The following is a 26699-nucleotide window of genomic DNA, read 5'->3' as shown; positions in this document are numbered from 1 at the left end:
GCTGATAAATATACTAAGTGATTACATTGCCTGTATCTGAACGTTCCAGAACACGACGTGCAGTAAGTATCGTAGCTAACTAATTCTGAAATAACGAGTCATCCTAGAGAGAGTCTCACCCGATTTTGAGTGAGGCGATATGTTCGCATAAGTTGAATTGATTATGCAGTTTTCGTCGGAAATCTTGAAACAATGCTGGTTTTTGTCGGGTCCGACGGCTTGTGGGAAGACCGAACTCAGCCTGTTGCTGGCAGAACATCTCAACGCAGAGATTCTGGCCATGGATTCGATGTCGCTCTATCGAGGCATGGATATCGGAACCGCGAAGGCCTCTCCCGCAGAGCGGAAACGCGTGCCGCATCATCTGCTTGATTTGATTGATCCACACGAGAAGTTCAGTGTGGCTGACTATTTTACGGCTGCGGAAGAATGTTGCCGCCAGATTATTGATCGGGGGCGAACCCCTCTCTTTGTGGGAGGCACGGGCCTTTATTTACGAGCAATTTTGAGAGGGGTATTTAACGGTCCCTCTGCAGATTGGGAATATCGTCGCGAAATGGAAGCGTTCGCGGAGACCGAAGGAAACGAGGCGCTGCATCGTCGTCTGGTTGCCGTTGATCCCATCTCGGCAGAGAAACTGCATCCGAATGATGTCCGCCGTGTGGCCCGCGCACTGGAAGTGTACCATGTGTCAGGTATCCCGCTTTCTGCACAGCATGATGAGGGGGTTTTGAAACCAGAGGAATGTCCGGCACATGTCTACTGGTTATTGCCGGATCGGGAATGGCTTTATGAACGCATTAATCAACGTGTGGATCAAATGCTCGCCGAAGGCTTGCTGGAAGAGGTCAAACAACTGCTGACTGCCACCGAGCCAATGAGCCGTACTGCCCGGCAGGCGTTGGGATACAAGGAACTAATTGACTATCTGGAAGGAAAGTACTCTTATGAAAGAGCCGTCGAACTGCTCAAACAACAGACACGACGCTTTGCCAAACGGCAGCATACTTTTTTCCGCAACATCAAAGAGTGCCACGAAATTGATGTTCATCCGGAAGATCAACCGGCTGATTTGTTGGGGAAGATCCTGATTGAAAAGCGAGATTGAGCATTTTTCAAAACTAGCAGTATATGAATATACATCTCCAATTTTACTGTATCAAGCAGTTGATCGGTCGCTGAGTAGTTTTCGTGGGATGGTGGCTAAGTTGTCAGGAACTTTCTATAGTAGCTGACAGAGTAAACGTCAATTTTCTTGTTGATGGAGTTGGTCTATCTTGCCAGTGCTGCATCGCACGTATTCCCCTTAAATAAAAGTTGTATGTAATCCCATGATGACTGATGAGAAAGTATTAATTCAGGTAGGCCATAGTCCTGATCCGGACGATGCCTTTATGTTCCATGCTTTGGCAAATGATAAAATCGAGACAGGTAAGTATCGATTTACGCATGAGTTACAAGACATTGAAACACTCAACCAGCGGGCCTTCAATGCAGAACTGGAGCTGACCGCGGTCAGTCTGCACGGTTACGCCTATCTGACCGATACCTATGCCATTTGCTCCTGTGGTGCCTCTATGGGCGACCAGTATGGTCCCATGGTCGTCTCAAGGGACAATTGGACCATCGATGACTTACGGGGCAAAAAAATTGCTGTACCTGGGAAACTGACCACAGCATTTTTAACACTGAAACTACTACTGGGTGATGATTTTGAATATGAAGTCCATCCGTTCGATGAAATTCTCAATCTGGTGGAACAGGAAAAAGCAGACGCCGGTTTGATCATCCACGAAGGGCAATTAACATATGCCAATCAGGGACTCAAACTGGTAATTGACATGGGGCAGTGGTGGTACGAAGAAACAGGCCTGCCTTTACCTCTAGGTGCTAACGCCATCCGTAAGGATATGGGCCAGGAGATGATGGAAGAGGTGACTGCGATTCTAAAGCAGAGCATCCAGTATGGACTGGAACACCGAGATGAAGCCCTCGATCACGCTTTGAAATATGGCCGTGATTTGAATCGGGGAAGTGCTGATAAATTTGTCGGCATGTATGTCAATGACTGGACTCTGGACTTCGGCGAACGGGGACGTGAAGCAGTAGCGACCCTACTCAACCGCGGTTATGAAGCCGGCATCATTCCCAATCCGGTCAAACTCGAATTTATTGGTTAGTCTTCAATGACGCGTGCGTGATTGAGTTATCGAGATAGAGAAGGCGGTACGTGATGAGTGAATCTTCCTCATCCCAATATTTACAAACGCTGTTTGGCCTGACAGGTAAAACGGCTGTTGTCATTGGTGGCACGGGAGTCCTGGGCGGCGCGATTGCTGATGCACTGGCTCAGGCAGGCGCACATGTGGTCGTCGTGGGGCGCAATGCGGAAAGCGGTGCAAGCCGTGTACGTTCGATTGAGGAAAAGCAGGGGAGTGCCGAATTCTTCGCAGCCGATTCCACAAATCGCACCGACCTTGAAGCATTGGTTGATCACCTTAAAACAAAAGGAAAAGCAGTTGACATTCTGGTCAACGGGGCCGGGATCAACGCGGCAACTCCCTTCCTGGAAATCAGCGATGAAGAATGGGAGCGCATTTTTCGCGTGAACCTGCTCAGCGTCAAAGTGGCCTGCCAGGTCTTTGGTCAGGCGATGCTCGATCAAAACATTTCTGGTTCGATTATCAATATTGCCTCTATGAGTGCCATTACTCCCTTATCCCGTGTTTTTACTTATTCTGCATCAAAAGCGGCAGTCCTGAATCTCACGCAAAATCTGGCGCGTGAATGGGCAGAACAGGGAATTCGTGTGAATGCACTTTCTCCTGGTTTCTTTCCAGCTGAGCAGAATCGAAAAGTGCTGACACCAGAGCGTGTCGCGAGTATCATGACTCATACACCGGCAAACCGTTTTGGTGATCCGGACGAACTGGCAGGAGCAGTGCTGTTACTGGCTGCCGGGAAGGCGGGAAGTTTCATTACGGGGACGAACATGGCCGTCGATGGTGGTTTTTCCTGTATGACAATTTGATTTCAGTGAAGCTGCTCGATGTAAAAATCAGAGTCGCTTCAAAAGCACGAGGTTAAGGAGCACGCAGACTTGGATCCGATCCCTATTGAACCTGGTCAACGCTATCTAACCCGCATCAATCCAAAGCGCATTCCACATATTTTCACCGATGTCTTGATCATAGGTGGTGGTATTGCCGGTTCTCGCGCCGCATTAGAGATCGATCCACGTCTGGAAACGATTATCGTTAACAAAGGGAAAGTGACTCAGTCCAACAGCGCTTATGCACAAGGTGGTATCGCAGGCGTGCTGGACCCCCTGGACAATGTCACAAATCATATCGAAGACACATTAGCCGCGGGAAAGGACCTTTGTGATCGAAGTCTGGTCGAGCATGTCTGCCACGAAGCCCCTCAGCATATCCGGGAACTGATCGAGATCGGAGCCGACTTCGATACCCGGGACGGAAAAATTGCTTTAACCAAGGAAGGGGGGCACAGTCATCGTCGTGTGGCGCATGCTTTGGGCGATGCGACGGGAAAAGAAATCATGCGCGCCTTGATCTCTGCTGTGCATAGCCGTCCCTCCGTCCAAACCTGGACGAAGACCCCTACCATCGATCTTGTCACGGAAGAAGGAAAGTGCCGTGGTGCCATTATCTGGAATCGCTATCATGGGAAAACTCTGATCTGGGCAAAACAGGTTATTCTGGCGACAGGTGGTGCGGGCTGTTTATTTCGCGAGTCAACCAATCCACCACTGGCAACCGGCGATGGACATGCTTTGGCATTTCGTGCGGGCGCCTTGCTACAGGATATGGAATTCATGCAGTTTCATCCAACGGTGCTCTATATTGCCGGCGGTGCACGGTATCTCGTCTCAGAGGCAGTGCGAGGTGAAGGCGCCTATTTGCGAGACTGCAATGGTGTGCGGTTCATGTCGGAATATCATGCCGATCTGGAGCTAGCGCATCGAGATATCGTCAGTCGCGCCATTACAGACAGAATGCAAAAAACAGATCATTCGTGCGTTTATCTGGATTTAACCCATCTGAAAAAATCACTGATTCAGGAACGCTTTCCCAACATCAATCATGTGTGTGCGAGCTTTGGGCTTGATTTATCAAAAGATCAAATCCCCGTTCGCCCTGGTGCGCATTATATGATTGGAGGTGTGAAGACCGATCTGCAAGCACGGACTTCGGTGCCTCACCTCTGGGCCGCGGGTGAAGTCACTTCGACAGGTTTACACGGCAGCAATCGATTGGCTTCGAATAGCTTGCTGGAAGGTTTAATCTTTGGGGCGGCCGCGGGAAAAGGCGCGTCCGAAGCAGCATTGAACCAGCCCGATCAATATTCTGCCTCACTCTTGTCAGATTGGGAGAGTGAAAAAGGTTCGGACGAAGATTTAAACAGTAAGGACCTCAGAAATTCACTAGCCAGCTTAATGTGGCGCGATGTAGGGATCACACGCAGTGCAGGTACCTTGCAAAATGCCAAAGACAAAGTTGATTTCTGGAGTCGTTATGTTGTCAATCGTGAATTCAAAAATTTGAGTGGCTGGGAATTACAGAACATGTTGCTGGTATCGCAGCTCATGATTTCTTCTGCCATTGAACGTAAAGAAAGTCGCGGCGTGCATTATCGTAGCGATTTCCCTCAAACCGATCCCGCATTTCAAAAACATATATCAGTGATCTCAACGCACTGATCAAATATCAGATAAGAAGGAGTTCTCATGCTACCCGGAATCAAACTGTTCGATTTATCTGGTCGTGCTGCCATTATTACCGGAGGTTCTAAAGGCTTGGGTTCCGCGATGGCGGAAGGCTTAGCCTCTGCCGGTGCTGATTTGCTTTTAATCAGTCGAAACCAAGAGGAAGTAGAAGCGACAGCGGCTCGCATTCAGAGCGATTATGGAAATCGAGCCATTGGTATGCAAGCCGATGTCACAAACGCTGACCAGGTCGCCGCGATGACGGACCGCGCCATGACCGAATTTGGGAAGATCGATATTCTGATCAATAATGCGGGGATTAACACACGCGGTCCGATTGATGGTTTGACATTGGAAGAATTTCAGGAAGTACAAAACGTCAATGTGACTGGCCCCTGGTTGTGTACCAAAGCCGTGGTTCCTCATATGAAACAGGCGAAGTACGGTCGGATCGTCAATTTAGCCAGCACCCTGGGATTGGTGGGGATGGCCAATCGCACTCCTTACACTTCCAGTAAAGGAGCCGTGGTGCAGATGACGCGGGCACTTGGAATCGAACTGTGTGAATTTGGTATTACCTGCAATGCCATCTGCCCGGGACCGTTTCTCACACCGATGAACGAACCCTTTGCAGAAACGGAAGAGATCAAGAAATTCATCGTAGGCGCCGTGGCGATGAATCGCTGGGCGCGCATGGAAGAAATTCAGGGTGCTGCAATTTTCCTTTCCAGCGATGCATCGAGCTATATGACGGGCAGTATGGTCACCGTCGATGGTGGATGGACGGCACGTTAAATGAGTTGGTGATTCAATGAATTCTGATGGGAAACCTGATTCTGTTCGTCTAACTAAAATGAACAGGCGGGTTCTCATCCGCCGTGGTTTGATTGCTGCTTTGGTCCTGATCTGCACAGCCAGTGCATATTCATTTTTCCTGGTATTTCAATTTCATAGACGCATCGCCACCTTTCAAAAACATAATGCGGGTCTGCTGGTAAATTATGAGAACGATCATGGAAACACGTCTGTAGGAATTTATGGATCGGCACCAGGGCCCTTCTTTATTCCTGCTCCTTTATTACGATACCATCGCTCTCTGTATTCCATTTATTTACGCGATCAGCCCAATACTAACACTGAGGAGATGGACGAACTATTTCGTTTGTTTCACTATTTCTCCAAACTGGAAGAATTGCATTTAGAGGGAATTCTGATCAATCAGGATAGAGCGATCTCGATTTCGAGTCTCTCGAATTTAAAGAGACTTAAACTACAAAGATGCCAGATTGAGAAATCATGTCTGGTCACTTTATTGAAGACCAAAGAACTAAAGGGACTCAGTTTAGAGGATTCTACATTTCCGGAAGTAGAGCTGGAACTATTGAAGCAGATGCCAAATAATGAGTCGTTACAAGCATTGAATTTGGCTAATTGTCATATCACAGATCGCACTGCAACCGTTCTTTCCCAATGTCGAAATCTAGAATTCCTGGATCTGTCTGGAACGCAAATCACCGATCTGGGATTGAAACAACTCGCTCGACTCCCTCAGCTTCGAATTTTGATTCTGGACCACACGGATGTGACCGACGCGGGAGTTGCTTACCTGTCATCCACACCAAATTTGATTGAATTAAGCCTTAGTAATACGGAGGTTTCTGACGAATCACTGGAGACTTTAAAGAGGGATATCCCTGCCCTGAGAGTCTCTGATGACTGATCGAATGAGTCTGTAAGAGCAAAACCGGCACTCATTTGTAGATCATACCCCTCACTGTATTTGCAGACTAATGTGCTTAAACGGTTTAATCGGAACTCTCGGTTCCAGGCCGATTAAAAACCGATTGAATTTCCAACTCATTTGCAACTCAGGCGTATTCTCTGCCCTAATTTAATACTAACTGCTCATTGAACGCTCCAATGTCCCCTTTGAAGAAGTTTTTGAGATGAACAATCAAGCTACCAAAATATTGATCGTTGATGACTCCGATGTGGTGAGACGCATTCTTTCGAGTGCATTGACGAAAGATGGATATGAATTACATACCGCCTTTGATGGTGAAGATGGCAGCAACAAAGTTCGCGAAATCAATCCCGACATCGTATTATTAGATGTTGAAATGCCGGTCTTAGATGGCTTTTCCGTTTTAAAGGAAATTCGTGCGAACTACAGCGCCGAGCAAGTATCCGTGATCATGGTTACTTCGCACAGCGATGGCAAAGGGATTGCCCGTGCTTTTGAAGAAGGTGCTTTTGATTACATTCCCAAGCCTGCAACCGAATCGGAGATTAAGGCCCGCGTGAGAAATGCGATTCGCGCTTTGGAATTACTCCGTGAACAAAAAACATTAAGAAGAGAAGCTGAAGCAGCCAATCAGTCTAAGAGCGCATTCCTGGCAAACATGAGCCATGAAATCCGTACTCCCATGACAGCCATTTTGGGATACACCGAATTGCTGGAGCTGGAAGCGAAAACGAATCAAATGCCTGAGTTGTTTATGGACTCGCTGGATACCATCAAACGTAATGGTGGACACCTGATGGAGTTGATCAACGACATCCTGGACTTGTCAAAGATCGAAGCCGGTAAACTTGATATCGAATCGATTACCTGTTCTCCTCAGAAAATTATCGAGGAAGTGATGGAACTGGTTCAGGTCAGAGCCGAGGCGAAAGGCTTGAAACTGGAAGCGAATTATAAGTTCCCACTACCTGTCAAAATCAATTCAGACCCCACAAGAATCAGACAGATTCTGATTAACCTCATTGGAAACGCGATCAAGTTTACGGAAGTCGGAACGATTCGTCTTGAGACAGAACTACTGGACAATCCCGGAGAGGAACCACGGATTCAGTTTTCTGTGATTGACCAGGGAATTGGAATGACTGAGTCTCAGTTGTCGAATTTATTCCGCCCATTTACTCAAGCCGATTCTTCAACAACACGAAAATACGGTGGAACAGGGCTGGGACTCACGATCTGCAAACGATTGGCAGAAATGTTGGGTGGAGATATTTTAGTCTCGAGTGAGTATAACAAAGGCTCGAAATTTAGTGCCGCGATTCGGACGGGAAGTTTAGAGAATGTGGAACTCATCCAACAACTTCAGAAACTTGATGAACAAGCAAACCAGGAAGAGGAACTCACTCAGTGCGCTTTTCCTCGTTTCAATGAATCGACGCTTCAGGGTAGAAAAGTGTTATTGGCTGAAGATGGCCCTGACAATCAAAAACTGATTGCCTTCATATTGAAGAAAGCGGGGGCGGAAGTCACTGTTGCTGAAAATGGAGAAGTCGCACGACAGAAAGCTGTGGAAGCAATGGAAAGCGGCGTCCATTACGATGTCATTCTGATGGATATGCAAATGCCGATTTTGGACGGTTACGAAGCCACCCGACAAATTCGCGAGCATGGCTATCCCGGGCCCATCATTTCATTGACTGCCAATGCGATGGAGGGAGACCGCGAAAAGTGCATCGAGGCAGGTTGTAACGACCACCTGACCAAACCAATTGATCGCAATAAATTGATTGGTACCGTGAATCTCATCTGTCGTGCTGAAGCTGTGACTTCATGAAAACAATTCCTGGCTAAGTAAATAGAATCATATACCAGGCCGGCATTAGTTCACGGACTTTAATTCAGCGTTGACTATAGTCCGCCTTGCGCAGAAGACACCCAATAGCGCCGCCACGAGTTTCGCCGTCATAGACAACAGAAATTCAATCTCCATGGCTCCCAAGAACCCGACAGTTGCCGCATCGATGATTGCATACCACACCGTGAATGTCACTGCGAACAGAAAACCATTCCGGCCATGAAGACGTCTCGTGAACAGGTAACCCGCACCAAGAAAGAGAGCCGTTCCTGCGATGTGTGAACACCATGGCGAAATGCGCAAGGCCGCTGCTTCATAGAACTCATTTGGATGCCCCGAATTAATGAAAAATACGTAGACGAGCATTACGAGTATGGCAACCAGAACATTAATCGCCAGCAATGCGATGGCCACGCCGATGGCCTTTGCCAAGTCGATTGGTTTCATAAGCTTCGCTCCTACGTCTAGCGAATGTACTTCTCTGGTATTGTCTTACAGGTGTAGTAACGTTTTTCCAACGGAATCGCGCCGGGCGTGAACGTGCCTTCTTGGACACGAGACAGAACACGTGCGATCATCTTCTTCATCATGAACCCCCAGCCAACTCGCATCATGTTTCGAGTCAGCCAGTCGATATTTTCGGCGCCACTATGCTCAAGAATCAGCATTGTCCCACCGTCCTTTGGCGATAGCGTCCAGGAAATTATCATTGGCTTGGGCCGTGGACGGTTCGGATCTTTGGGGACATGAACCCAGCTCCAGACGAGTCGTACAGGAGGCTCTGCTTCCAACACCTCACATTCCGTGACTCCCGATCCACAAAGTCCGGGGTCACATCGAAACTGAAACTTGTGCCCCACGATCGGCTGATGATCGTTCGGCTCCAGCCACTCTGCGAGCGCATGCGAATCAGTGATTGCAGCCCAAACATCCTCTGGCGGATGTGGATAAAACCGTTCCTTGCGAATCGTAATAGGCCGTCGTGCAACCATTTTGAATTCCCCTTCAATCAGGTCTTCCGCTTTGAATTTTTCTGCTTGTCGAGATACTCTCCCAAGGCGCCGAGTTTGTCGTCCCAGTATTTCTCGAAGTGTGACACCCAGTCATGTACTTCCTGTAATTTACTCGCTTCAACTGCATAAAGCCGCACTCGACCCTTTTTCCGACTGCGAACCAGTCCGGCTTCGCGGAGGATCCTCAGATGCTTCGAGACTGCTGGCTGACTTATCGAAAACGGTTCCAACAACTCACTAACGTTTCTTTCACCTTCGTGTGACAATCGCAGCAACAGAGCGCGACGCGTCGGATCAGCAATTGCGGTATAGACGTCATAGGTTGGATTGGCTGATTTCATAGCCATATTATATAACCGATCGGTTATATAAAAAGAGAAAAACGTTCAAATGTCTGATAAATATTGGAAATCCTCTCACAGGCTCTCAGTGCCGTACTACACAAAGATAGCCGGGGTCCGTGCTTTGGGATCGATACTTCAAGGTTCTATAAAGCGAGCACGAAATATATCCGCAGGTCTTTCACCGAAGATCTTCAACAATTCCGTATCCTGCTGGCATTGCTCATCTTCAGCAGATCAGGATCTCCCATGTTGTAGTCTGATACTGGCAATCTACTTGTTTTGGAATCGCTTTGTTTGACTAACCGAAACGAATTTGAGATCGAGCCAGAGTAGAATAATTTGAACCAGGGATCGTGACAGCGATTTCCCTAATCCAGATATTTGGCAAGTCGTTGTTTGGCTGCTTTCAACGTCGTTGAGTAAACATCCTGTAATTTGACAGGAACTCCGCCTTTGGCTTTACTGAGATCAGCGGCCGTCATAAAAGTATAAATTTCTGTGGATTCTGCATTCGATACCGGAGGTTTGCCGGTACGGAAAAACTTTACCACTTCCACCAGCAATGGTTCGTAGCCACTGAAGCTGCCAATCTGTGCCACGCCTTTCGTTCCAAAGGCAGTTCCACCATAACCACCTTGATAGCCATTATTCGCTTTGCGACGTCCTCGAAACGTACCAATCTTCCCCTCTTTCCAAGTTCCCACAGCAAGGTCTGTCTCAGGCGTATTCACGCGGATGACCGTCTCACAACCGGGGCCCATAATCGCATACATCGTTTCCACGCCATGAATTCCGTACCAATAGAAATCGGGATGTGTCGTTTCCACAGGGCAGGGGCTGTAGGCATCACAGCCGATGATTTCACCAATCTTACCGCTACGAATTTCTTTAGCACCATCGGTATAACGCAATGAAGAAGAACTGAAAACGGGAGTTTTAAAATGCCTGGCCGCTTCAAAGATCGCAATCACATCAGCCAGATCTCCGGCAATGGGTTTATCAACAAACAGCGGTTTACCAGCTTTTAACACAGGAATGGCCTGCTCCAGGTGCACGCGACCATCGTTGCTTTCTAACAGGACGGCATCGACTTTGGAAAGTAACTCCTCAATCGTAGGAACAATTTCGACTCCCTGCTGCTTGACCAGTTCCGTTATTTTAGCAACACTTTCCAGGCTCTCTTTGATCTCGCGACTGCCGTTGGGATAAGCGGCAACTACTTTGCAGGCTTGAAACTCTTTGAATTCCGGTTGGGGATGATTCAAAATTTTTGAGAAACTACTGGAATGCGAAGTATCCAGACCAATGATTCCAATTCGGAGCGTTTTTGGTTCTTCAGCAAAACTGAGATTACAAAACCCCAGATAGACTAATGCCATCAAAGTCAATTTCAAAAAGCTAGACTGTAAGCTCATTATTAAAATTCTCCAAATTCAGTGTCATCGGCAAATTCCATAAACTCATACACGGCTCCATCGATCAGCACGAAGACCACTTTTAAATTCTCCATCGCCTGAAACGGTCCCAGTAGAATTTCTGCTCCCTCAATTTCCTTCTCGAGATCAGGAACTTTAAACGCGATGTGGGGTTGGTCTCGAACAGGTCCCGTGACAGGCGTGTCGGCTTCGAATCTCAGATACTCAATTTTGTAGGGGTGCTCATTCGGATTCGTGACATGAACTTTGGTCTCAGAAACATAGATTTCATTTTGCTGTGGTTCATCGGTAATCACGCCCACGTGGTGAAATTGTCTCATTGAAATTCCTTCAGGAGTTTCGGGGGAAGGATACTTATTGTTCTGAATATGATTGATTCTACAGCCAACGACCAGACAATTCAAAGTGCTTCAAGTCCAGAACTGAACGGAATGTGCTTTCTATAATCAAGGGACGTCTACCCTTTACATACTCGTTTAAAATGATGAAACTGAAATCATAGTGCGTGGAACGTTCAGAGAAATTTGTGGAGAAGACAATGCAGGATTTGAAAGTGGGGATTATCGGTGCAGGGGGCATCGCAGCCAAGATGCATCTCCCTGAACTCCAGACGGTGGATGATTGTGAAGTTGTGATGTTAGCCGGCCGCAAACAATCGCGGCTGGATGTGCTCTGTCGAAAGTTCAACGTTCCACGTTCGACTCAGAACTATCAGGAGGTCATCGATGATGACAACATCAATGCGGTTGCCATTGCGTTACCTCATCCGCTGCATGTGGAATGGGGAATCAAAGCCATCAAGGCGGGCAAACATGTCTACATGCAAAAACCGCTGAGCACATCAATGGACGAAGCTGATGCCTTTGTGGAAGAGACGGAACATCATAACCAGACCGTGCTCGCGCTGCCGTATATGTCAAATCCGCATGTGCTGGCAACCCGCGATTATATTCACGATGAGAAACTGGGAACCATCTCTTCGGCACAGGCACGTTCGAGCCATGGAGGGCCTGAAGTCTACTACGCGGGCATTCAGGAAATTCTCGAAGAGAAACCCACGGATGACCTCTGGTTTTTCGACGCCGATCAAGCAGACGTCGGCGCTCTGTTTGATATGGGTGTGTACGCGATCGCGAATCTGGTCGGCGTGGTGGGGTCTGTGAAATCGATTACCGCTAAGCTCAAAACAGTGGCCAAGCCCACGCGTCTGGAAGATACCGCGTCCATGATTCTGGAGTTTGAAAATGGCGCGCTGGGCACAGCACAGACTGGTTGGTGTGATGCCGCACGCACATATGAATTTTCCGTGCATGGGACAGCCGGCAAAATCGTAAGCAGCCGACAGGCGGAATCTTTGCAGTATTTTTATCCCAGTTCCAATGTGGATGAAGACGCTCCCCTCATCGAAGAGACCATCGATTTGTCCCGCTATCCTCATCAGAATTCACACCAGCATTGGGCGACCTGTATTCGGCAGGCAATTCAACCTCCCCTGTCCAATGCCGCAACCGCCAGGCATGTCACCGAAATTTTACTGGCGGCTCTGAAATCCTCACGTGAAAACCGGACAGTGGACATTACGTCCCGACTCTCCATGCTTTGACCAGATTCACAAACGGTGTCAATGGTGAGTGAATTTATGGATTTTGGCAGACACACGGGCCGGTAAGGTGTCGTTTGCGTTCTCGGTTGACTATAAATGGCTGTTGAATGTCTGATAGATTTCAAAGGCAGAATGATATCACTGCTGTTGGATTTTAAGCTCAATTGATCTTTTCTATGAATGGTGGGAGTTTCCCCGATGACGGAGCGGTCTGATCTCGTTGAAGAATTGCGCTGGAAAAAAATTCCCGTGCTCAATGACGGGTTTGTGTGTCTGGTAGATGTGATGGGTGATGACAGTTCGATTGTTCAGGCAGCCCGTGTCAGCTATGGAGAGGGAACCAAGCGCGTATCAGATGACCGAACTTTGATCCGTTATTTAATGCGACATCGACACAGTACCCCGTTTGAAATGGCGGAACTCAAGTTTCTGGTGCGGGTGCCCATGGATTGCTGGCGACAATGGATTCGTCACCGTACCGCAAATGTCAATGAATACAGCACCCGTTATTCCGTGGCCATCGACTCTGCACAAACAACGCTTCCCGGCGAATGGCGCGCCCAGGCCACTAACAATCGGCAGGGCAGTGATGCCCCGCTGCCAGATGAAATTGGTATCAAACTGACCGCAGAAGAAACCGAATTTCAACAGAATGCCCGTGCTGTTTATGAAGCCCGCCTGGAAGCTGGAGTGGCACGAGAGCAGGCCCGCAAAGATTTGCCATTGGCCACGTATACCGAGGCTTACTGGAAAATTGATTTACATAACCTGATTCATTTTCTCAGTTTGCGAATGGACTCACATGCCCAGTGGGAGATTCAGGAATATTCCCGCGCCATTGGCGAACAGATTGTCAAACCGCTGTTTCCAGTGGTCTGGGAAGCCTTTGAAGATTACCGACAGGGAGCCATGTTCCTGACCCGTCTGGATAAAGGTGTGTTGGAACGTTTGATGGCCTCTGCGGCTGAGAAATCGATGGCACCCCCCTTTTCCGAAGAAGAGTTCCTCGCTGCACAGGACGAAACCTGGAAATCACTCAAACGAAGTCGTGAACGGGATGAATGTCAGTCAAAATTGCAACGATTAGGGATTTTAAGGGTCGAATAGAACTATCCACGCGAACAGTTCTCAGGTTTTTCAGCGAGTATTCTTCTCTTTGACTTTGCAGAAGTAGCCTGTTTTGTTATCTTTGTCGTTCCCCACCCTGAAGCGTGAGGTCTGTTGAACGGACCCGCTTTAGCTAAAAAACGTCTGAATTCTCATCTTCGATGAGACGATGTATATTCAAATGGTTATGTTTACAAACTTTTATTGCAATCAGGAAAAGAAAAGGTGATTTGAGTGGTTAAGCTTCGGTTACGAGAAAACGAATCAATTCAGGAGGCAGTAAAACGGTTCCGTAAGATTGTTGAACACGCTGGTATCAAAAAAGAAATGCGACGTCGAGAATACTACGAAAAGCCGAGCGATGAAAACCGAAGAAACAGACGACGTGCAGAACGCCGCGCACGATTGTCCCGCTTGCAGAACAATCAGTAATCACTGAGATATAAATTGAGAATTCATAACGCATCCTGAAACGGGGTGCGTTTTTTTGTGCGCGTCTCAACACAGGTGTCCTGAACCCATTTCTTCAAAAGCAGAAAACATGATATAGGATCGGACCCACGTATCCGACCACAGATACCTGAGGGCGAACACATGGGTTCGCCCCTACGGGTTCTGTTTGTGATTCTGAATTGTGTGTTACTGTTTCTCTTGATATGTAAACCGTAGACAGAGACGGCATGAAAGGATACGTTAAAGTTTCTACGCTATAGAATAAGAATTCTACTACTCGTTTTGGGAGTCCCGGTGATGGCATCTACGGAGACAATGCACACAAATGAAGAATCAAAACATCCGCTTTATGCTCTGGTTAACACACGGACTGAGGCGATCATTGTGTTCGTATTTCTGATCCTCTTCAGCTTATTATCGTTGGCAACGTTTGTGATTTTATTTCGATCTGAAGTGGGACCTGGGTTAGGTCTCATTCACAGTTCTATAGAAATGCGAATCTTTTTTATGCCTCTGCTTCGAGCCCTGGGAGCAATTTTTTTAGCCTTGGACTTGCGTCAGTATCTTCTGAGCCTGGGCGCCATACAACGTAACGAAAGCGATGCACAAGAAAAGTTAATTAAAGCGCTACGCTCCGGGTGGACCACACTCTCTGTCATAGCATTGCTGGCCATGGCCTATGCCGCCTGGTCATTTTTACCAGCTCCTTAATATGATTTCAGGCAATTACATATGGTTATGCACCATATACCCAGCCTAAATAATGAACCAACAGTCATCACCAAACGGACCGATTGATACGAGTGGTGTTATTACTCTACTAATTGATTCTCTCTGTGCACTGACCGATTTTCAGTTCGAGTTGCTGGGCGCTATTTCGTATCATTTTTTCAGACCATTTGAGTCAGATTGTTTTACAGCATCTGGTAAGCACCTTCACATTCTACTGCGGTCATAACTTTGGAGTTTGCTTTTCATAGAAAGATTTATCATGCATGTGTTTCGCTTAATTACATTCATAACCTTGTTTTTGAGTTGTTTACATCATGCAGGATGGCGCGGCGCGGTCAATAGAAACTTTTGCGCGTTATTGTCTGAGATGTGGTTCAGAATTGAGACTTTGTGTTACTTGAACTATCGGAAAGTGTGCTCAAAGAGAGCAATCGCATACGAGACAGCGGGAGCCGGTTCCTGTTGTTCCAGTGAAAAGCTGGAAAAAACCGGTCATTTGATGGTGAAGAACAGGAAGTTGTGCGTGGTTAACAGTATTCAGAAAAAACCGCCTCGCGCGCGCGACGCAGAAACAGGGAGTTTCGTGAAAGGCGCGAGAGTGTCAAGTACAAATAATTCACTGAAAATCAAGGAGAAAATGGAATGAGAAGATTCCCGAAAAAGTCAAGCTACTTTGTGTTTCAGGTGGATTGAGCTTCTTGAAGTAGGTGAGATGATAGAACGATTTCCCTGGATTGGAAATTCGACTGACGATTTATCATTGACCTTTACAACTGTAAGTTTGTTACAATCTTAGATCTTCATGAGAAATCCAATTTCTCGCAGAGGTCATGCATTAAAGAAACTCAAATCAAATAAAAAATGATGAAAGGTGTAACGTTGTGAGAAATCGATCACTGATAGCCATGATTATGATGCTGGTTTTTGTCGGTCTGTCTTCTTCGGTATTTGCAAAGGATGCCATCAGCCTTGCGCTACAGGGTGGTAAATTGACAGCAAAAGAAGCAGCAGCCCTTGAAAAACAAGTCCAAGAGAATCCGAGCGATGTTGACTCACGCACACAGCTTCTCGGTTACTACTCAGTCAAAAAATATCTCAACCCTGCTGCACGCGAAGCAAATCAAAAGCATGTTTTGTGGCTTATCAAGAATGCACCCGAATCTAAAATTCTTGCTACTCCTTACGGACAACTCAATGCAATATTAAACCCATTGGCTTATCGTCAAGGTAAGAAAGCTTGGGAAGTTCAAATCGAAAAGGAGCCCCAAAAACTGAAGCTGCTTCAGAGCTCAGCTAATTATTTCCTGCAGCATGATCGAGAGCTGGCAAAAAAATTGTTGCAAAAAGCACAAGCCCTTGATCCCAAGAATCAGAAATGGCCTGCGGCGCTGGGACAACTATACTACCTCGATATGATTACCAACTCGTATAAGGCAAAACACGAAGCGGAACGCGAATCAGCAGAGAGAGCGCTGAAACAGTATGAAACTGCGTACAAACTATCATCGAGTCGTGAGCAGGATGCGATTCTCCAATATCTTGCTAAGGTTGCTTTGGCTGTTCAGGAAACGGCCAAAGCCAAAAAGTATGCTGAAAAAATGCTGACACAGAATGAGTCCGGATGGAACCATGGAAATAATCTCCATCACGGAAACATTATTCTCGGAAAGATCGCACTCGCATCAGGCAACGTTGCAGAAGCAAAACAACGTTTGCTCAACGCTGGAAATACCCCTGGATCACCCCAACTGAATTCATTCGGCCCTGATATGACACTGGCAAAAGAATTAATTCAGAAAGGCGAACAAGATGCCGTTCTCGAATATCTCACGTTGTGCTCCAAATTCTGGACACTGGGAAAAGACAAATTAAAGCAATGGTCAGAGATTGTTAAAAAAGGCCAGGCGCCCAGTGCCTGGCGTTCAATTCAACCATAGCAAGATAGTAAACAATGTAGATCGTTATGAAGTGTGACCGTGATTGTATCCACTTACGCTTGACGCCTTCATGTATTAAACAGCAGAGATTCCAACATGACTCAAACGACCATAACGCGAACCATTGACGCACCATTGGAAGACGTTTTCAATACCGTTGCTGACATCAGTCAGTTTTCTGAAGCGATTCCGCATATCATCAAGGTTGAGTTTCTGACAGAATCCAAGACTGGTGTTGGAACTCGCTTTCGTGAAACGCGGGTCATGAAAGGCAAAGAAGTAGCGACCGAATTAGAAGTCACCGAGTACGCCGAAAATGATCGTGTGCGGATGGTGGCGGACAGTCATGGGACTGTGTGGGATTCGCTTTTTACAGTCAGGTCAGAAAATGGAAAAACGAACCTAACTCTGATCATGGAGGCCAGGGCGTACAAGTTCCTGCCACGGTTGATGAACCCACTTATCAAAGGCATGGTTGCGAAAGCTGTGGGGATGGATATGGATATGGTCAAAGCGCACTGTGAAAATCAACAAAAATAAAAGGATTGATACTTTGTTGAAATCGAGACCATCAACTGGTCCCCGCGTCGTTGGCGACGGGGTCAGCCGATTTCTCTTCTACGGCCGGAGGCGCCTGCGGTTTGTCGACCGGTTTGTAGATCATGACCATGCCTGCTCCGGCTGCGGCCAGGATCAGCCCCAGAAAAAACCGCAGATCAGGCAGTGTTTTTGTAGGATGGAAAATAGTAATCGTGGCGATGGTATTGATGATGGGAGCACCGGCAAACACAAGTGGTGCTACATAAATGGCGGCCCCTTTTCCACCTGTTGTCACCGCAAAAATCACACACAGTGCACCAATAGCGCCGGCAGTACCCGCTGCGATCCCCCACATGATCGGACCAAAATTAAAGTTGGGAATTCCTTTAACCGTTGGATCTTTACCCAGTACAAAAATGAAGAAGGCTGGAATCAAAACGGCAACCAGAAAATAAGCGACCCCTACAAACAAAAACGCTCTCAGATTACTGTGCAACTTCTGGGCAGCGACGTGAACCAGAGGAACATAAACACCCCAGGACAATGCAGCACCCGCGACAAACAATAATACAACAGCCCATTTCGACATTATTAAAACTCCTGAGATTGTGAAAGGAGAGAGCGTTTCGAATCGTAATAAAGAGAGATCATCATGATAGTAACTTTATAGATCTCCTTCACCTGACAACCACAAAATTTTGTATGAAACAGTAAAAAGCGACTCTGTACAAACTCTTATTGCGCCCGTAAGGTGGCCAAAATAGGTGCCCTGATAGCATCAACGACTGCCAGTAATGCGGCGAGCATACCTGTGATCAGCACCGCTAAGAGAATCAAGATTCCACTTTCCCAGGGAAGATCAGCGCCTGTTGAGAGCAGATGTGGCAGCATCGCTAATAACGCCGAAACGGTTCCTGAAACGAGACCCCAGATTAATAGAAAGGCATTTTCAGAGAGGACAATCAACGCGACATTGCCGCCCGTCATTCCGACTGCTCGCAACAATGCCAATTCGCTTCGTCGTTCTACGACATTGCGCAGCATTACAGTTGCCAGCCCCAGGGTACCCAAAAGCAATCCCAAGCCCCCTAATGTCTGAAAGGTAGAGAGGTAGGTATTTTGAACAGCAAGAAAATCTGCCAGGCGATTGGCAACAAGATCGGCATCGAACCCATACTCGGTTAAACCTGTTTCGAGAAGACTCGATAGTTGCGAAGCTTGTTCAGGCGGAACTTCAATCAAAAAATATTGGAACCCTGCCTGTTCAGGAAAGAGTTTTTGAAAGTGTTCTTCCGAGATCAACAACACCCCTTGAAAAATACTACCATCAAACATGCCTTTGATTTTTAATTTGTGTTCGGGCCGTTCGTCGGAGGGAATTCCTACCGTTGTTCCAATTCCTTTATGCAGGCTATACATTAACGTATTCATATCACCCAGAGCGGGAATCGAGCCATCGTCCTGCTTTTCATTCAACAATTCCCAGGGATTTTTCCCGGGGGTATCTGCGAACTTAAAGCCGCCTCGTTCGATCAATTCTTGAGGCACTCCCAATATGGTGGGAACACTCGTTTGATAAATATTCAGGCAGCTTGCATTTTCTCCCGGTTTGACACGAAAGGGGATCACTTCCATCCCACTCAATAATTGTTGTGTCGATTCATCATCGGGAATGTTGATTAGAGTTTTCGCGCGGCCTTCAGAAGTATTCAGGTCAAAGATCAAAGGAGACGTTGATTCTGCAACGAGCGTAAAGCCACCATTCCCCGAATTGAGTTCCGGAGTCTCAACAGCCGGGTTACGATGTCCGGCAGCAACGGAGACCAACACAAACGTTGCTGACGCGATCAACGCTGTAGTTAAAACGCTACGTTGTCGAAACCGACCGGCATTTCGAATCCCCAGTTTGATTAAGGCTCCTGTGCCTCTGCCTTGAATAGGGATTGCCGATTCGATTCGTAGTCTGCTTGATAAAAAGGAGAGGCTGGATACCAATGCGAGTGTTCCTACCAGAAAGAAGGAAACTGTCTGCAAAGAGAAACCGGAAAAAGCTTCTGTTTGTGGAATGAGCCCAGAGACTGTCGCCAATATCAGAACCAATGCCAGTCCGAAAGTAACTTTATAGAGATATCCAACACGCCGCGCATCTTTGGTGCTGTCTGACTCAGGCGAGTTGACGCCGGAAAGCAGGCTACGTATCGAGAGCCGTTTCAGTTCGGCCATCGCGCGCCAGATAACAAAAGCGGAACACAAAATGGAAATCAACATCCCTACGCCAAGGCTGGTGACCGTCAAATGCAGAAACAGGAAGCGTGTCCCAATCGCGCCGATCCACCAGGTTTTCAAGCCATACAACATCAATGAGGCATATCCGATGGCCGCGATGATGCCCAGCACTCCCCCTAATAGAATCACCGCTAACGCTTCTTTGAAGATGACTTGTCTGACTTGTTGCGGAGTAAATCCAATTGCCGATAAGAGTCCGATGGAGGAAACACGACGGTCAATTCCCAATTTGAATAGCAGGCGGATTAAAATAATGGCTGACAGGATGATGAAAAAGCTGAAGCCAATAAACAGCCCCGTGAAGTCAGTGGTCCCACTGGCAGCCATCAAACCAAAAAACTTGATGGGCTGGACCGTAAGTCCTGTTTTAAAAACATCGATCTTTGTGAGGAGTTCTGTTCCAAATCTGTCTGCCGTTTCTTTCAGAGAGTTATCGGGCAAAGGACTCACCCGCAAGGATGTCAGATTACCATAACGACTGTTCCACAATGTTTGCGCTGTTTCCAGAGCAACAAACGCTTTGGGGGTTGCCTTATATTTGTCCCAGTACGCTTCATCTCGTTCCGTGACCCGGTCCAACTTCATGGGGAAGGGTTGTTTCCAGTCACCGAACGTATCCGCATCGGTAATGCCTTCCATATCGGGCGTCAGCTTTCGGTCGGCGGCGGGAGTTTCATCGAGTGCTACAATTCCACGAACGATAAACGACTTTTCAATTTCCGGGAGTTCTCCTCGCGAGCCTACCACGTGATAGGTCATGCGAATGGAATCGCCGACTTTCGCTTTCAAGTCGTCCGCCAACCATTGATTGAGAACAATTTCATTTTCTTTGAGGGGAAGCTTTGGTTTTTCACCTTTAAATACGAAGGGTCCAAAGGGCGCCTTTTCTGAAAAGTCGACACCGGCGACAACAGAATACATCGAGAATCGCAGCTTTTGATTTTCATCTTTTTGCTCGGGATGACTGATTTCGTTCGCAATGTAAACCATCACCGGGGATTGATCCAGATGCAAACTATTTGCTGCTTCGAGGCCCGCCTGCTCAATTTGTGGGTCCAGAATCATCTGCTCGCTTTCCAGCGAGAGATAGTGAAATGGTTCATTCGGAACGATTTTGAGATTCAAATCTTCAAGCGTCAATACGCTTTTCAACGCAGTATCCAGGTTTTCTGCCGTCTGTAATGCTTCGAACGATCTACCTGCTGCCTCAGTGTCTGAACTGAAAAACAAAGCATTTACTCGACCGGGCCGTGATTCTGGGTTACGACGCGAAGGTTTGATTTCATCCAGATCCAAGGCAGCCTGAAGTGTATTTAAAGAGAGAAACAGGTCCAGCGGTAGCTGCTGGTTAGGCAGCAGTGCCAGACGTCCTGCTTTGGATGTTTCTGTAAGAATTTCTTTGACGGTGAGGGTGATTTCGACTGACTGTTCTTCTCGCTCGCCTAACAGGGAATCACGGGGGATGGCAGAGGGAAGTTCAATCCAGAGTGTGATTTCATCACCGACTGAAGCCTCTAATTGTTGAGCGACTCGTGCATTGAGAATCGCCTCGTCTCCCGTAGGATGCGGCATCTCCGTTTCATGATCCAGCAGAGACCAGAGACGTTCGTCCGTGCCAAAGATATTCACTTGCCCCACACGCAGATGCTGCTCTTTGTTGTTTTTCTCAAGACTGCCTCTAAGTACGAGCGCGGGAGCAATCGTTTTGATGCCAGCTGGTAATTTTGCTGAGTTTTTGAGATCCGTAGCCAGTTGCTCGCAGAAGAAACGATGGCCGGAGATGACATAATCGATTTCACCCAATCGATCGAGTGTCATCTGCCTTAAGCTACCTCGAACCGAATCACCAACGATTAAAGCCCCTCCAATGACAGCAGTAGCAGCGATGACTCCCAACAAGACGGCCAAATTTGTACGCCAGTAATACAACAGGCTTTTGATGACAAATCGGGCTTGATTCATGGGAACAAACTCTTATCGATGATTTCTAATGGAACGTTCAGATGGTTTTCGAAACCAGCAAACCGTCACGTAATTCCAGATGTTTGGGAAACAATGTTGCCAGTTCGCGACTATGAGTCACGCAAATTAAGATCGTACTTTGCTCCTGATTAATTTCGAGCAGTAAATTGCCAATGGACTCTGCATTTTTGCGGTCGAGATTTCCCGTTGGTTCATCTGCTAATAACAAGCGTGGATTGTTAATCAGTGCCCTGCAGACGGCAACACGTTGTCGTTCGCCTCCTGAGATTTGTGCGGGTCGATGATGCATGCGATCGTGCAGGCCCACTCGTTCCAGCAGATGTTTGGCACGATCTTCTGCTTCATTGGTCGTTCCCTGGTGAACCATCGTCGGGATCAAAACATTTTCCAGAACCGAAAACTGAGGCATCAAGTGATGATCCTGAAAGATGAATCCGATATTCAGATTACGAAATTCAGCCTGCTGACTGGCATTAAGTTCAAATGGGTTTTGATCGAATTGAATGACTTCTCCTGAAGTGGGTGTATCGAGAACTCCCAGAATATAGAGCAATGTGCTTTTCCCTGAACCGGATGGCCCAGTGATCGCCAACGCTTCGCCTTCCTTGAGAGCAAAGTTCACTCCAGCGAGAATCGGTAATGATTCCGTGGCGATTGAAAATGCCTTAGTTAACTCGCGAACAATTAATGGCGCGTGGGAGTCATTCATTTTGGTTCTTGTCAAACAAACTATTCAGAGTGATCCTGGGATTCTTCAATTTTCTTTTGAATCCACTCCGGAATTTCAATCGACTGCATGGGGTTACCACGCGTGAAATGACAACAGACCGTTTTCATTCGCCCTTTGGCAACCTTGGTTTGATCTCGCCAGAATTCGTATCCGATCGTCAGTGATTTTACACCGAGACGTTCCACAAACAAACGAATTTCAAGTTGATCGCCATAATAAACGGGTGACTCAAACGAACATTTTGCTGAGACACGAGGCCAGCCCATGACAGAGCCATCCTGCTGAGTATCGACAATCGTCAAGCCCAGAGAGCGAAAATATTCGTGCTCGGCCTGTTCCATATACTTATAGAAGTTGGAAAAATGGACAATCCCCGCCATGTCCGTTTCGTGAAATTCAACACGACGAGTTGTTTTAAAGGTACAGGACATGTAAAGCTCAACGGTTTTAGTCTTCAGGGAAGAAACGGACCAGCGTTTCTTTACTGGGCGGCTTTGTCACCAGGGAAACCAGGACCATTGCCGTTGCTGAAGCAACAACCATTGTGGCAACAGGCATCATCCCCAGAAACGTATAGTTAGGTTTTAAGGCATAATCGGCTTCTTTAAACAGATACAACCAGGAACCAATGGCAACCAGAATTCCCGCATACGCGCCCGGTTTTGTAAGTCTTTTCCAATAGACGGCCGCAAAAATAATCGGGAACAAACTGGAAAATCCACTGAAGCACCAGACTCCCAATGTAAAGACGCGCCGCGGTTCCAATAAACTGCATCCATAGGTAATGGCAACCACTGAAATAATAAAGAGCCGCGCTAACAAGACAACCTGTTTATCGGAAAAACGATCTTTTCCACCATAATGGACCACAATGTCTTCAGTAAACATGGTACCGATACACAAGAACTGACTGTCCAGAGACGACATGATCGCTGCCAGAATGCCGGCGGTTAAGAAACCTGCCAATACGGGCGAAGTCATCTTTTTCACCATTGCCGCTAGAACCGCATTCGCGGGGAAGTGAGGTGGAAACATTGGCGCGCCATTTAAAGTTGCAGACGTAGCCCAGACACCTACCAGAACACAGGGAACCCATACGATCATGATAAAGAGCGGATGTGCAACCACAGGTAGTTTGAATGTCGAAGCACTTCGAGCGGTAAGCCAATGTTGAAACAAGTGAGGAAACATACCGACCGAAAGCGGTACGAAGAAATAGGTAAAGAACACCAGCTTACTCATGGGGTGTGGAGCATCTGGTGCCCAATTACTGGCCCGATAAACGCCGAGCGCTTTTTTAATCGTCCACTTCTTTCCTTTGGAAGGATCATTCGGATCCAGATCCTGGTTAGGATGCCCCACCTTTTCAGCAAAAATCAACATCGCCTTCTCTTTTTCCGCATTGGCTTTACGAGGATACTCTCGTAGATCATGATGCGACATCAATCCCATTTTCCATTTTTCAGGAAACGGATCCGGCATCACTCGATCATCCTGCTTCAACAGAGCCTTGTTGACTTGCTCACTTGTGAGATCATAAAGCTTATTCTTGCTGGCATAGATTGCTTCCGCTACCGTTTGCCAGTTAGGCATCCGTGGCTTGAATTCTTTGTACGCCTCTGCTTTTTGCTCAGGAGTCAGTGTAAGCGTTTTCAGAACACGTTGCGCATAGTTGTATTTGGCGATTAACGTCCAACGTTTATATTTTTCGGCGTATCGTTCACGATCTTTCGGGTCGACAGCCCGCATCAGTTTGGAAGGGTTCTTTTCCAGCACCGCATGACTGGCGGCATCGAGACCACCAAGTTTATTCGAAATTACGAAAAAAGTGACGACTCCCAGAACCATAAATACCAAGGTCTGAAAAGTATTCGCCCAGGCGGTTCCACGCATCCCCCCAAAAAAGACATAGATCAGAACAACCATACTAATCACGAGAGATCCGAGCCAGGGAGGGATCCCATAATCGTAGGCGGCAAAAGAACTTTCAAATGCGCCTTCGGTAATGCTGCTGATGACCACCCCTGATGCCATCACCCCGATCAATAAATAGGGGATCACTAAGCCTACCAGAACCGGAAACAGAATGATTCCAATGCGATCACTCTCTAATCGATCACGGAAAAATTGAATCTGAGTGGTATAGCCATGTTTGTGCCCCCAGGACCAGAGTTTAATTCCCAGGAGAAAGAAACAAAGCGAGTGAATGATACCACTGGATGATGCCAGCATTCCGTAGACGCCAACACCCTCTTTGTAAGCTTCACCACTCGAACCAACCAGCGCAAACGCTGTCATCGTGGTACCGAAGATAGACATCAATAACAGAAAGGGGCCAATTGAGTGGCTAGCCAGCATATAGTCTTTACTGGTTCCTCTAAACAACCGGCTTGAAAACAGACCCAGGCACAACAGTAAACTCAAATAGATTCCAATGATGACTAACTGTGTCATTATTCTGTTTCTCCTGTTTCCTGGGCAGGGGTGTCCTGAGCAATTTCTTCGAGATGATGTGGCCAGGCAAATTTTGTCGCGAGAAACCAGACAATGGCAGCACCAACAGAAATCCCCGCTTGATACAACAGGGTAATGGGCATGAATCCCAGGATGAGTCTTTTGTCATCCCATAACCAGTTATCCTGATGAAGGATGATCAGCACAACAACCAATCCATAAATGGCGTATCTCATAAGTCATCTTTTCTAAATTGACAGAGTCATTATTACAGGCGGGTTTGCAAATGCCAGATGATAGCTGGGCTTTGGCGGGATGTAGGACCTGACAGCCCTAGTGATTCGCACTGAAAACCCATTGTGACAAATTTTCCAGGGTCTCACAACGAAACGGTCAGAATTGTGGCAAGAAACTCGCTAGATCCACTTGAAAAGATCGCGGAAGCGCTAATTTCTGTTAACAGAATTACTGTTCAGCAGATTTGAGCCTTTTTGAAACTTCATACATAAATTCCAGACTTGCAAATGGTGGACGCCCTCTCCAGAATGGTGGCTTACGCAAAATTATTGACCTGTTCTAATTAAGCCTTTTAGAGAGGATAGGATGTTGATATTCCGTCTTGTAGTTGTCTGTTTTTTCTCTGTTTCCAGTTTCATGTCGTCCGAAGTATGGGCTCAAGCCAAGAAAGGTGACAAAAAATTTGCGATCCTGGACATCAACAAAGTGGATGAAGATTTTCATTTTCAAGGCGAATACTATGGCTTGATTGGTACAAACTGTTCCTGGTGTGGAGAATGTGCGATGGGCCTACAAGTGGTTGCCCGTGGAGAAGGGAAATTTATCGCATCCGTCTACAACGGAGGACTTCCCGGGAATGGCTGGGATCACTCTGAAAGAAGTGAGTTAGAAGGGACACGCAACGGGGATGTCCTCACTTTGAAAGGAGATCAATTCGAGATTGAAGTGAAAAAAGGAGGCATGGCGGTTGTACAAGATCAGGCCGGTCATCGACTCGGTCAGCTTTCCAAATACAAACGAACGAGTATCACACTTGGCGCAAAACCACCGGCCAATGCAACCGTATTGTTTGATGGATCGTCTGTTGAGCACTTCAAAAATGGCAAGATTACGGACGAAGGCCTGCTGAGTGTCGGCACAGAACTCAAAAAGAAATATCGCAGTTTTCGTCTGCACCTTGAGTTCCGATTGCCTTATATGCCCTATGCTACAGGTCAGGCTCGAAGTAATAGCGGTATCTATTTACAAAGTCGTTATGAAGTCCAGGTTCTTGATTCGTTCGGACTGGAGGGAGTCGAAAACGAATGTGGAGGGCTTTATAAACAAAAGCGTGCCGATGTGAATATGTGTTTTCCGCCCCTTTCGTGGCAAACATACGACATTGCTTTTGTCGCACCTCGGTTTGATGAAGCCGGCAAAAAAATCAAAAACGCCTACATTACTGTATTACACAATGGCGTTCCCATTCATCAAGATTATTCGATTATTGCGAAAACAGGAGGGGGCAAGCAGGAAGGGGCCGAGCTATTCCCGATCAAGCTCCAGGACCACAGTAACCCGGTTCGTTTTCGAAATATCTGGATCGTTGATCTCAGCGACCAACCCGATCCCGAATATTGTTTTCCCTGCCAGTCTCTGCTCTGTGAAGGCAGTTGCTATTAGAGAAACACCAGTCAGGTGTAGCTCTAACTCGACCCCAAAATTGAGATAAGACATTCCGAGACCGATATTTGTGTTC

Annotated in this window: 25 protein-coding genes; 14 read left to right on the top strand and 11 right to left on the bottom strand. The window is 47.1% G+C overall.

Annotation, left to right across the window (positions count from 1 at the left end; translation table 11 throughout):
• Positions 1-163 precede the first annotated feature (163 nt).
• From miaA to V144x_RS02185, 7 genes are all read left to right on the top strand, one after another.
• Positions 164-1108 (top strand): tRNA (adenosine(37)-N6)-dimethylallyltransferase MiaA, encoded by a 945-nt coding sequence (gene miaA / locus V144x_RS02215; protein ID WP_144980754.1) that lies wholly within the window; start codon positions 164-166, stop codon positions 1106-1108.
• Between the two features lie 223 nt (positions 1109-1331).
• Positions 1332-2180, top strand: coding sequence for a menaquinone biosynthesis family protein (locus tag V144x_RS02210; protein WP_144980751.1), 849 nt, complete (start codon positions 1332-1334; stop codon positions 2178-2180).
• A gap of 53 nt (positions 2181-2233) precedes the next feature.
• On the top strand, positions 2234-3031 hold the full coding sequence (locus V144x_RS02205; protein ID WP_144980748.1) for an SDR family oxidoreductase: 798 nt from the start codon (positions 2234-2236) through the stop codon (positions 3029-3031).
• Between the two features lie 69 nt (positions 3032-3100).
• The gene (gene nadB, locus V144x_RS02200; RefSeq protein ID WP_144980745.1) at positions 3101-4720 is read left to right on the top strand and encodes an L-aspartate oxidase; all 1620 of its coding nucleotides are present in this window, start codon (positions 3101-3103) and stop codon (positions 4718-4720) included.
• Between the two features lie 27 nt (positions 4721-4747).
• Entirely contained in the window at positions 4748-5521 is a 774-nt protein-coding gene (locus tag V144x_RS02195; protein WP_144980742.1) for an SDR family NAD(P)-dependent oxidoreductase, read from the top strand.
• Positions 5522-5537: 16 nt separating this feature from the next.
• Positions 5538-6446, top strand: coding sequence for a leucine-rich repeat domain-containing protein (locus V144x_RS02190; RefSeq protein ID WP_144980739.1), 909 nt, complete (start codon positions 5538-5540; stop codon positions 6444-6446).
• A 226-nt stretch (positions 6447-6672) separates the two neighbouring features.
• Entirely contained in the window at positions 6673-8304 is a 1632-nt protein-coding gene (locus tag V144x_RS02185) for a hybrid sensor histidine kinase/response regulator (protein WP_144980736.1), read from the top strand.
• Between the two features lie 45 nt (positions 8305-8349).
• Here V144x_RS02185 and V144x_RS02180 read toward each other — a convergent pair whose 3' ends face one another.
• The 5 genes from V144x_RS02180 to V144x_RS02160 all read right to left on the bottom strand — a co-directional run bounded on the left by V144x_RS02180 (position 8350) and on the right by V144x_RS02160 (position 11438).
• Positions 8350-8772 (bottom strand): hypothetical protein, encoded by a 423-nt coding sequence (locus tag V144x_RS02180; RefSeq protein ID WP_144980733.1) that lies wholly within the window; start codon positions 8770-8772, stop codon positions 8350-8352.
• Positions 8773-8789: 17 nt separating this feature from the next.
• The gene (locus tag V144x_RS02175) at positions 8790-9317 is read right to left on the bottom strand and encodes an SRPBCC family protein (protein WP_144980731.1); all 528 of its coding nucleotides are present in this window, start codon (positions 9315-9317) and stop codon (positions 8790-8792) included.
• Positions 9318-9334: 17 nt separating this feature from the next.
• The gene (locus V144x_RS02170; protein ID WP_197998723.1) at positions 9335-9685 is read right to left on the bottom strand and encodes an ArsR/SmtB family transcription factor; all 351 of its coding nucleotides are present in this window, start codon (positions 9683-9685) and stop codon (positions 9335-9337) included.
• A 365-nt stretch (positions 9686-10050) separates the two neighbouring features.
• On the bottom strand, positions 10051-11097 hold the full coding sequence (locus V144x_RS02165) for a Gfo/Idh/MocA family protein (protein WP_144980728.1): 1047 nt from the start codon (positions 11095-11097) through the stop codon (positions 10051-10053).
• Positions 11098-11099: 2 nt separating this feature from the next.
• Entirely contained in the window at positions 11100-11438 is a 339-nt protein-coding gene (locus V144x_RS02160; RefSeq protein WP_144980724.1) for a hypothetical protein, read from the bottom strand.
• 218 nt (positions 11439-11656) lie between these two features.
• On the opposite strand from V144x_RS02160, the gene V144x_RS02155 reads away from it, so the two are divergent.
• From V144x_RS02155 to V144x_RS02130, 6 genes are all read left to right on the top strand, one after another.
• Complete coding sequence (locus tag V144x_RS02155; RefSeq protein ID WP_144980721.1) at positions 11657-12721, top strand: Gfo/Idh/MocA family protein; 1065 nt, start codon at positions 11657-11659, stop codon at positions 12719-12721.
• 198 nt (positions 12722-12919) lie between these two features.
• The gene (gene thyX / locus V144x_RS02150) at positions 12920-13828 is read left to right on the top strand and encodes an FAD-dependent thymidylate synthase (protein WP_144980718.1); all 909 of its coding nucleotides are present in this window, start codon (positions 12920-12922) and stop codon (positions 13826-13828) included.
• 234 nt (positions 13829-14062) lie between these two features.
• The gene (gene rpsU / locus V144x_RS02145) at positions 14063-14260 is read left to right on the top strand and encodes a 30S ribosomal protein S21 (RefSeq protein ID WP_144980715.1); all 198 of its coding nucleotides are present in this window, start codon (positions 14063-14065) and stop codon (positions 14258-14260) included.
• Positions 14261-14578: 318 nt separating this feature from the next.
• Positions 14579-14992, top strand: a complete 414-nt coding sequence (locus V144x_RS02140) for a hypothetical protein (protein WP_144980712.1) — start codon at positions 14579-14581, stop codon at positions 14990-14992.
• Between the two features lie 902 nt (positions 14993-15894).
• On the top strand, positions 15895-16950 hold the full coding sequence (locus V144x_RS02135; RefSeq protein WP_144980710.1) for a tetratricopeptide repeat protein: 1056 nt from the start codon (positions 15895-15897) through the stop codon (positions 16948-16950).
• Positions 16951-17046: 96 nt separating this feature from the next.
• Positions 17047-17490, top strand: a complete 444-nt coding sequence (locus tag V144x_RS02130) for an SRPBCC family protein (RefSeq protein ID WP_144980707.1) — start codon at positions 17047-17049, stop codon at positions 17488-17490.
• A gap of 31 nt (positions 17491-17521) precedes the next feature.
• Here V144x_RS02130 and V144x_RS02125 read toward each other — a convergent pair whose 3' ends face one another.
• The 6 genes from V144x_RS02125 to V144x_RS02100 form a co-directional block, all read right to left on the bottom strand.
• Positions 17522-18079 carry a hypothetical protein gene (locus V144x_RS02125; protein ID WP_144980704.1) on the bottom strand — a complete coding sequence of 186 codons (558 nt, stop codon included), beginning with the start codon at positions 18077-18079 and terminating at the stop codon, positions 17522-17524.
• Between the two features lie 146 nt (positions 18080-18225).
• Positions 18226-21738: an ABC transporter permease gene (locus V144x_RS02120; RefSeq protein ID WP_144980702.1), complete on the bottom strand. Its 3513-nt coding sequence runs from the start codon at positions 21736-21738 to the stop codon at positions 18226-18228.
• 37 nt (positions 21739-21775) lie between these two features.
• The gene (locus tag V144x_RS02115; RefSeq protein WP_144980699.1) at positions 21776-22468 is read right to left on the bottom strand and encodes an ABC transporter ATP-binding protein; all 693 of its coding nucleotides are present in this window, start codon (positions 22466-22468) and stop codon (positions 21776-21778) included.
• Between the two features lie 20 nt (positions 22469-22488).
• On the bottom strand, positions 22489-22920 hold the full coding sequence (locus V144x_RS02110; protein ID WP_144980696.1) for an acyl-CoA thioesterase: 432 nt from the start codon (positions 22918-22920) through the stop codon (positions 22489-22491).
• A 16-nt stretch (positions 22921-22936) separates the two neighbouring features.
• Positions 22937-24943: a sodium:solute symporter family protein gene (locus V144x_RS02105; RefSeq protein WP_144980694.1), complete on the bottom strand. Its 2007-nt coding sequence runs from the start codon at positions 24941-24943 to the stop codon at positions 22937-22939.
• Positions 24943-25179 (bottom strand): DUF3311 domain-containing protein, encoded by a 237-nt coding sequence (locus V144x_RS02100; protein ID WP_144980692.1) that lies wholly within the window; start codon positions 25177-25179, stop codon positions 24943-24945. The genes V144x_RS02105 and V144x_RS02100 overlap by 1 nt, the downstream gene beginning before the upstream one ends.
• A gap of 367 nt (positions 25180-25546) precedes the next feature.
• On the opposite strand from V144x_RS02100, the gene V144x_RS02095 reads away from it, so the two are divergent.
• Positions 25547-26623 carry a 3-keto-disaccharide hydrolase gene (locus V144x_RS02095; RefSeq protein WP_232102687.1) on the top strand — a complete coding sequence of 359 codons (1077 nt, stop codon included), beginning with the start codon at positions 25547-25549 and terminating at the stop codon, positions 26621-26623.
• Positions 26624-26699 lie beyond the last annotated feature (76 nt).

The organism is Gimesia aquarii (assembly GCF_007748195.1).
GTDB lineage: Bacteria > Planctomycetota > Planctomycetia > Planctomycetales > Planctomycetaceae > Gimesia > Gimesia aquarii.
The sequence above is the reverse complement of the archived record's forward strand: the minus strand, read 5'-3'. Positions and strand labels throughout refer to the sequence as shown.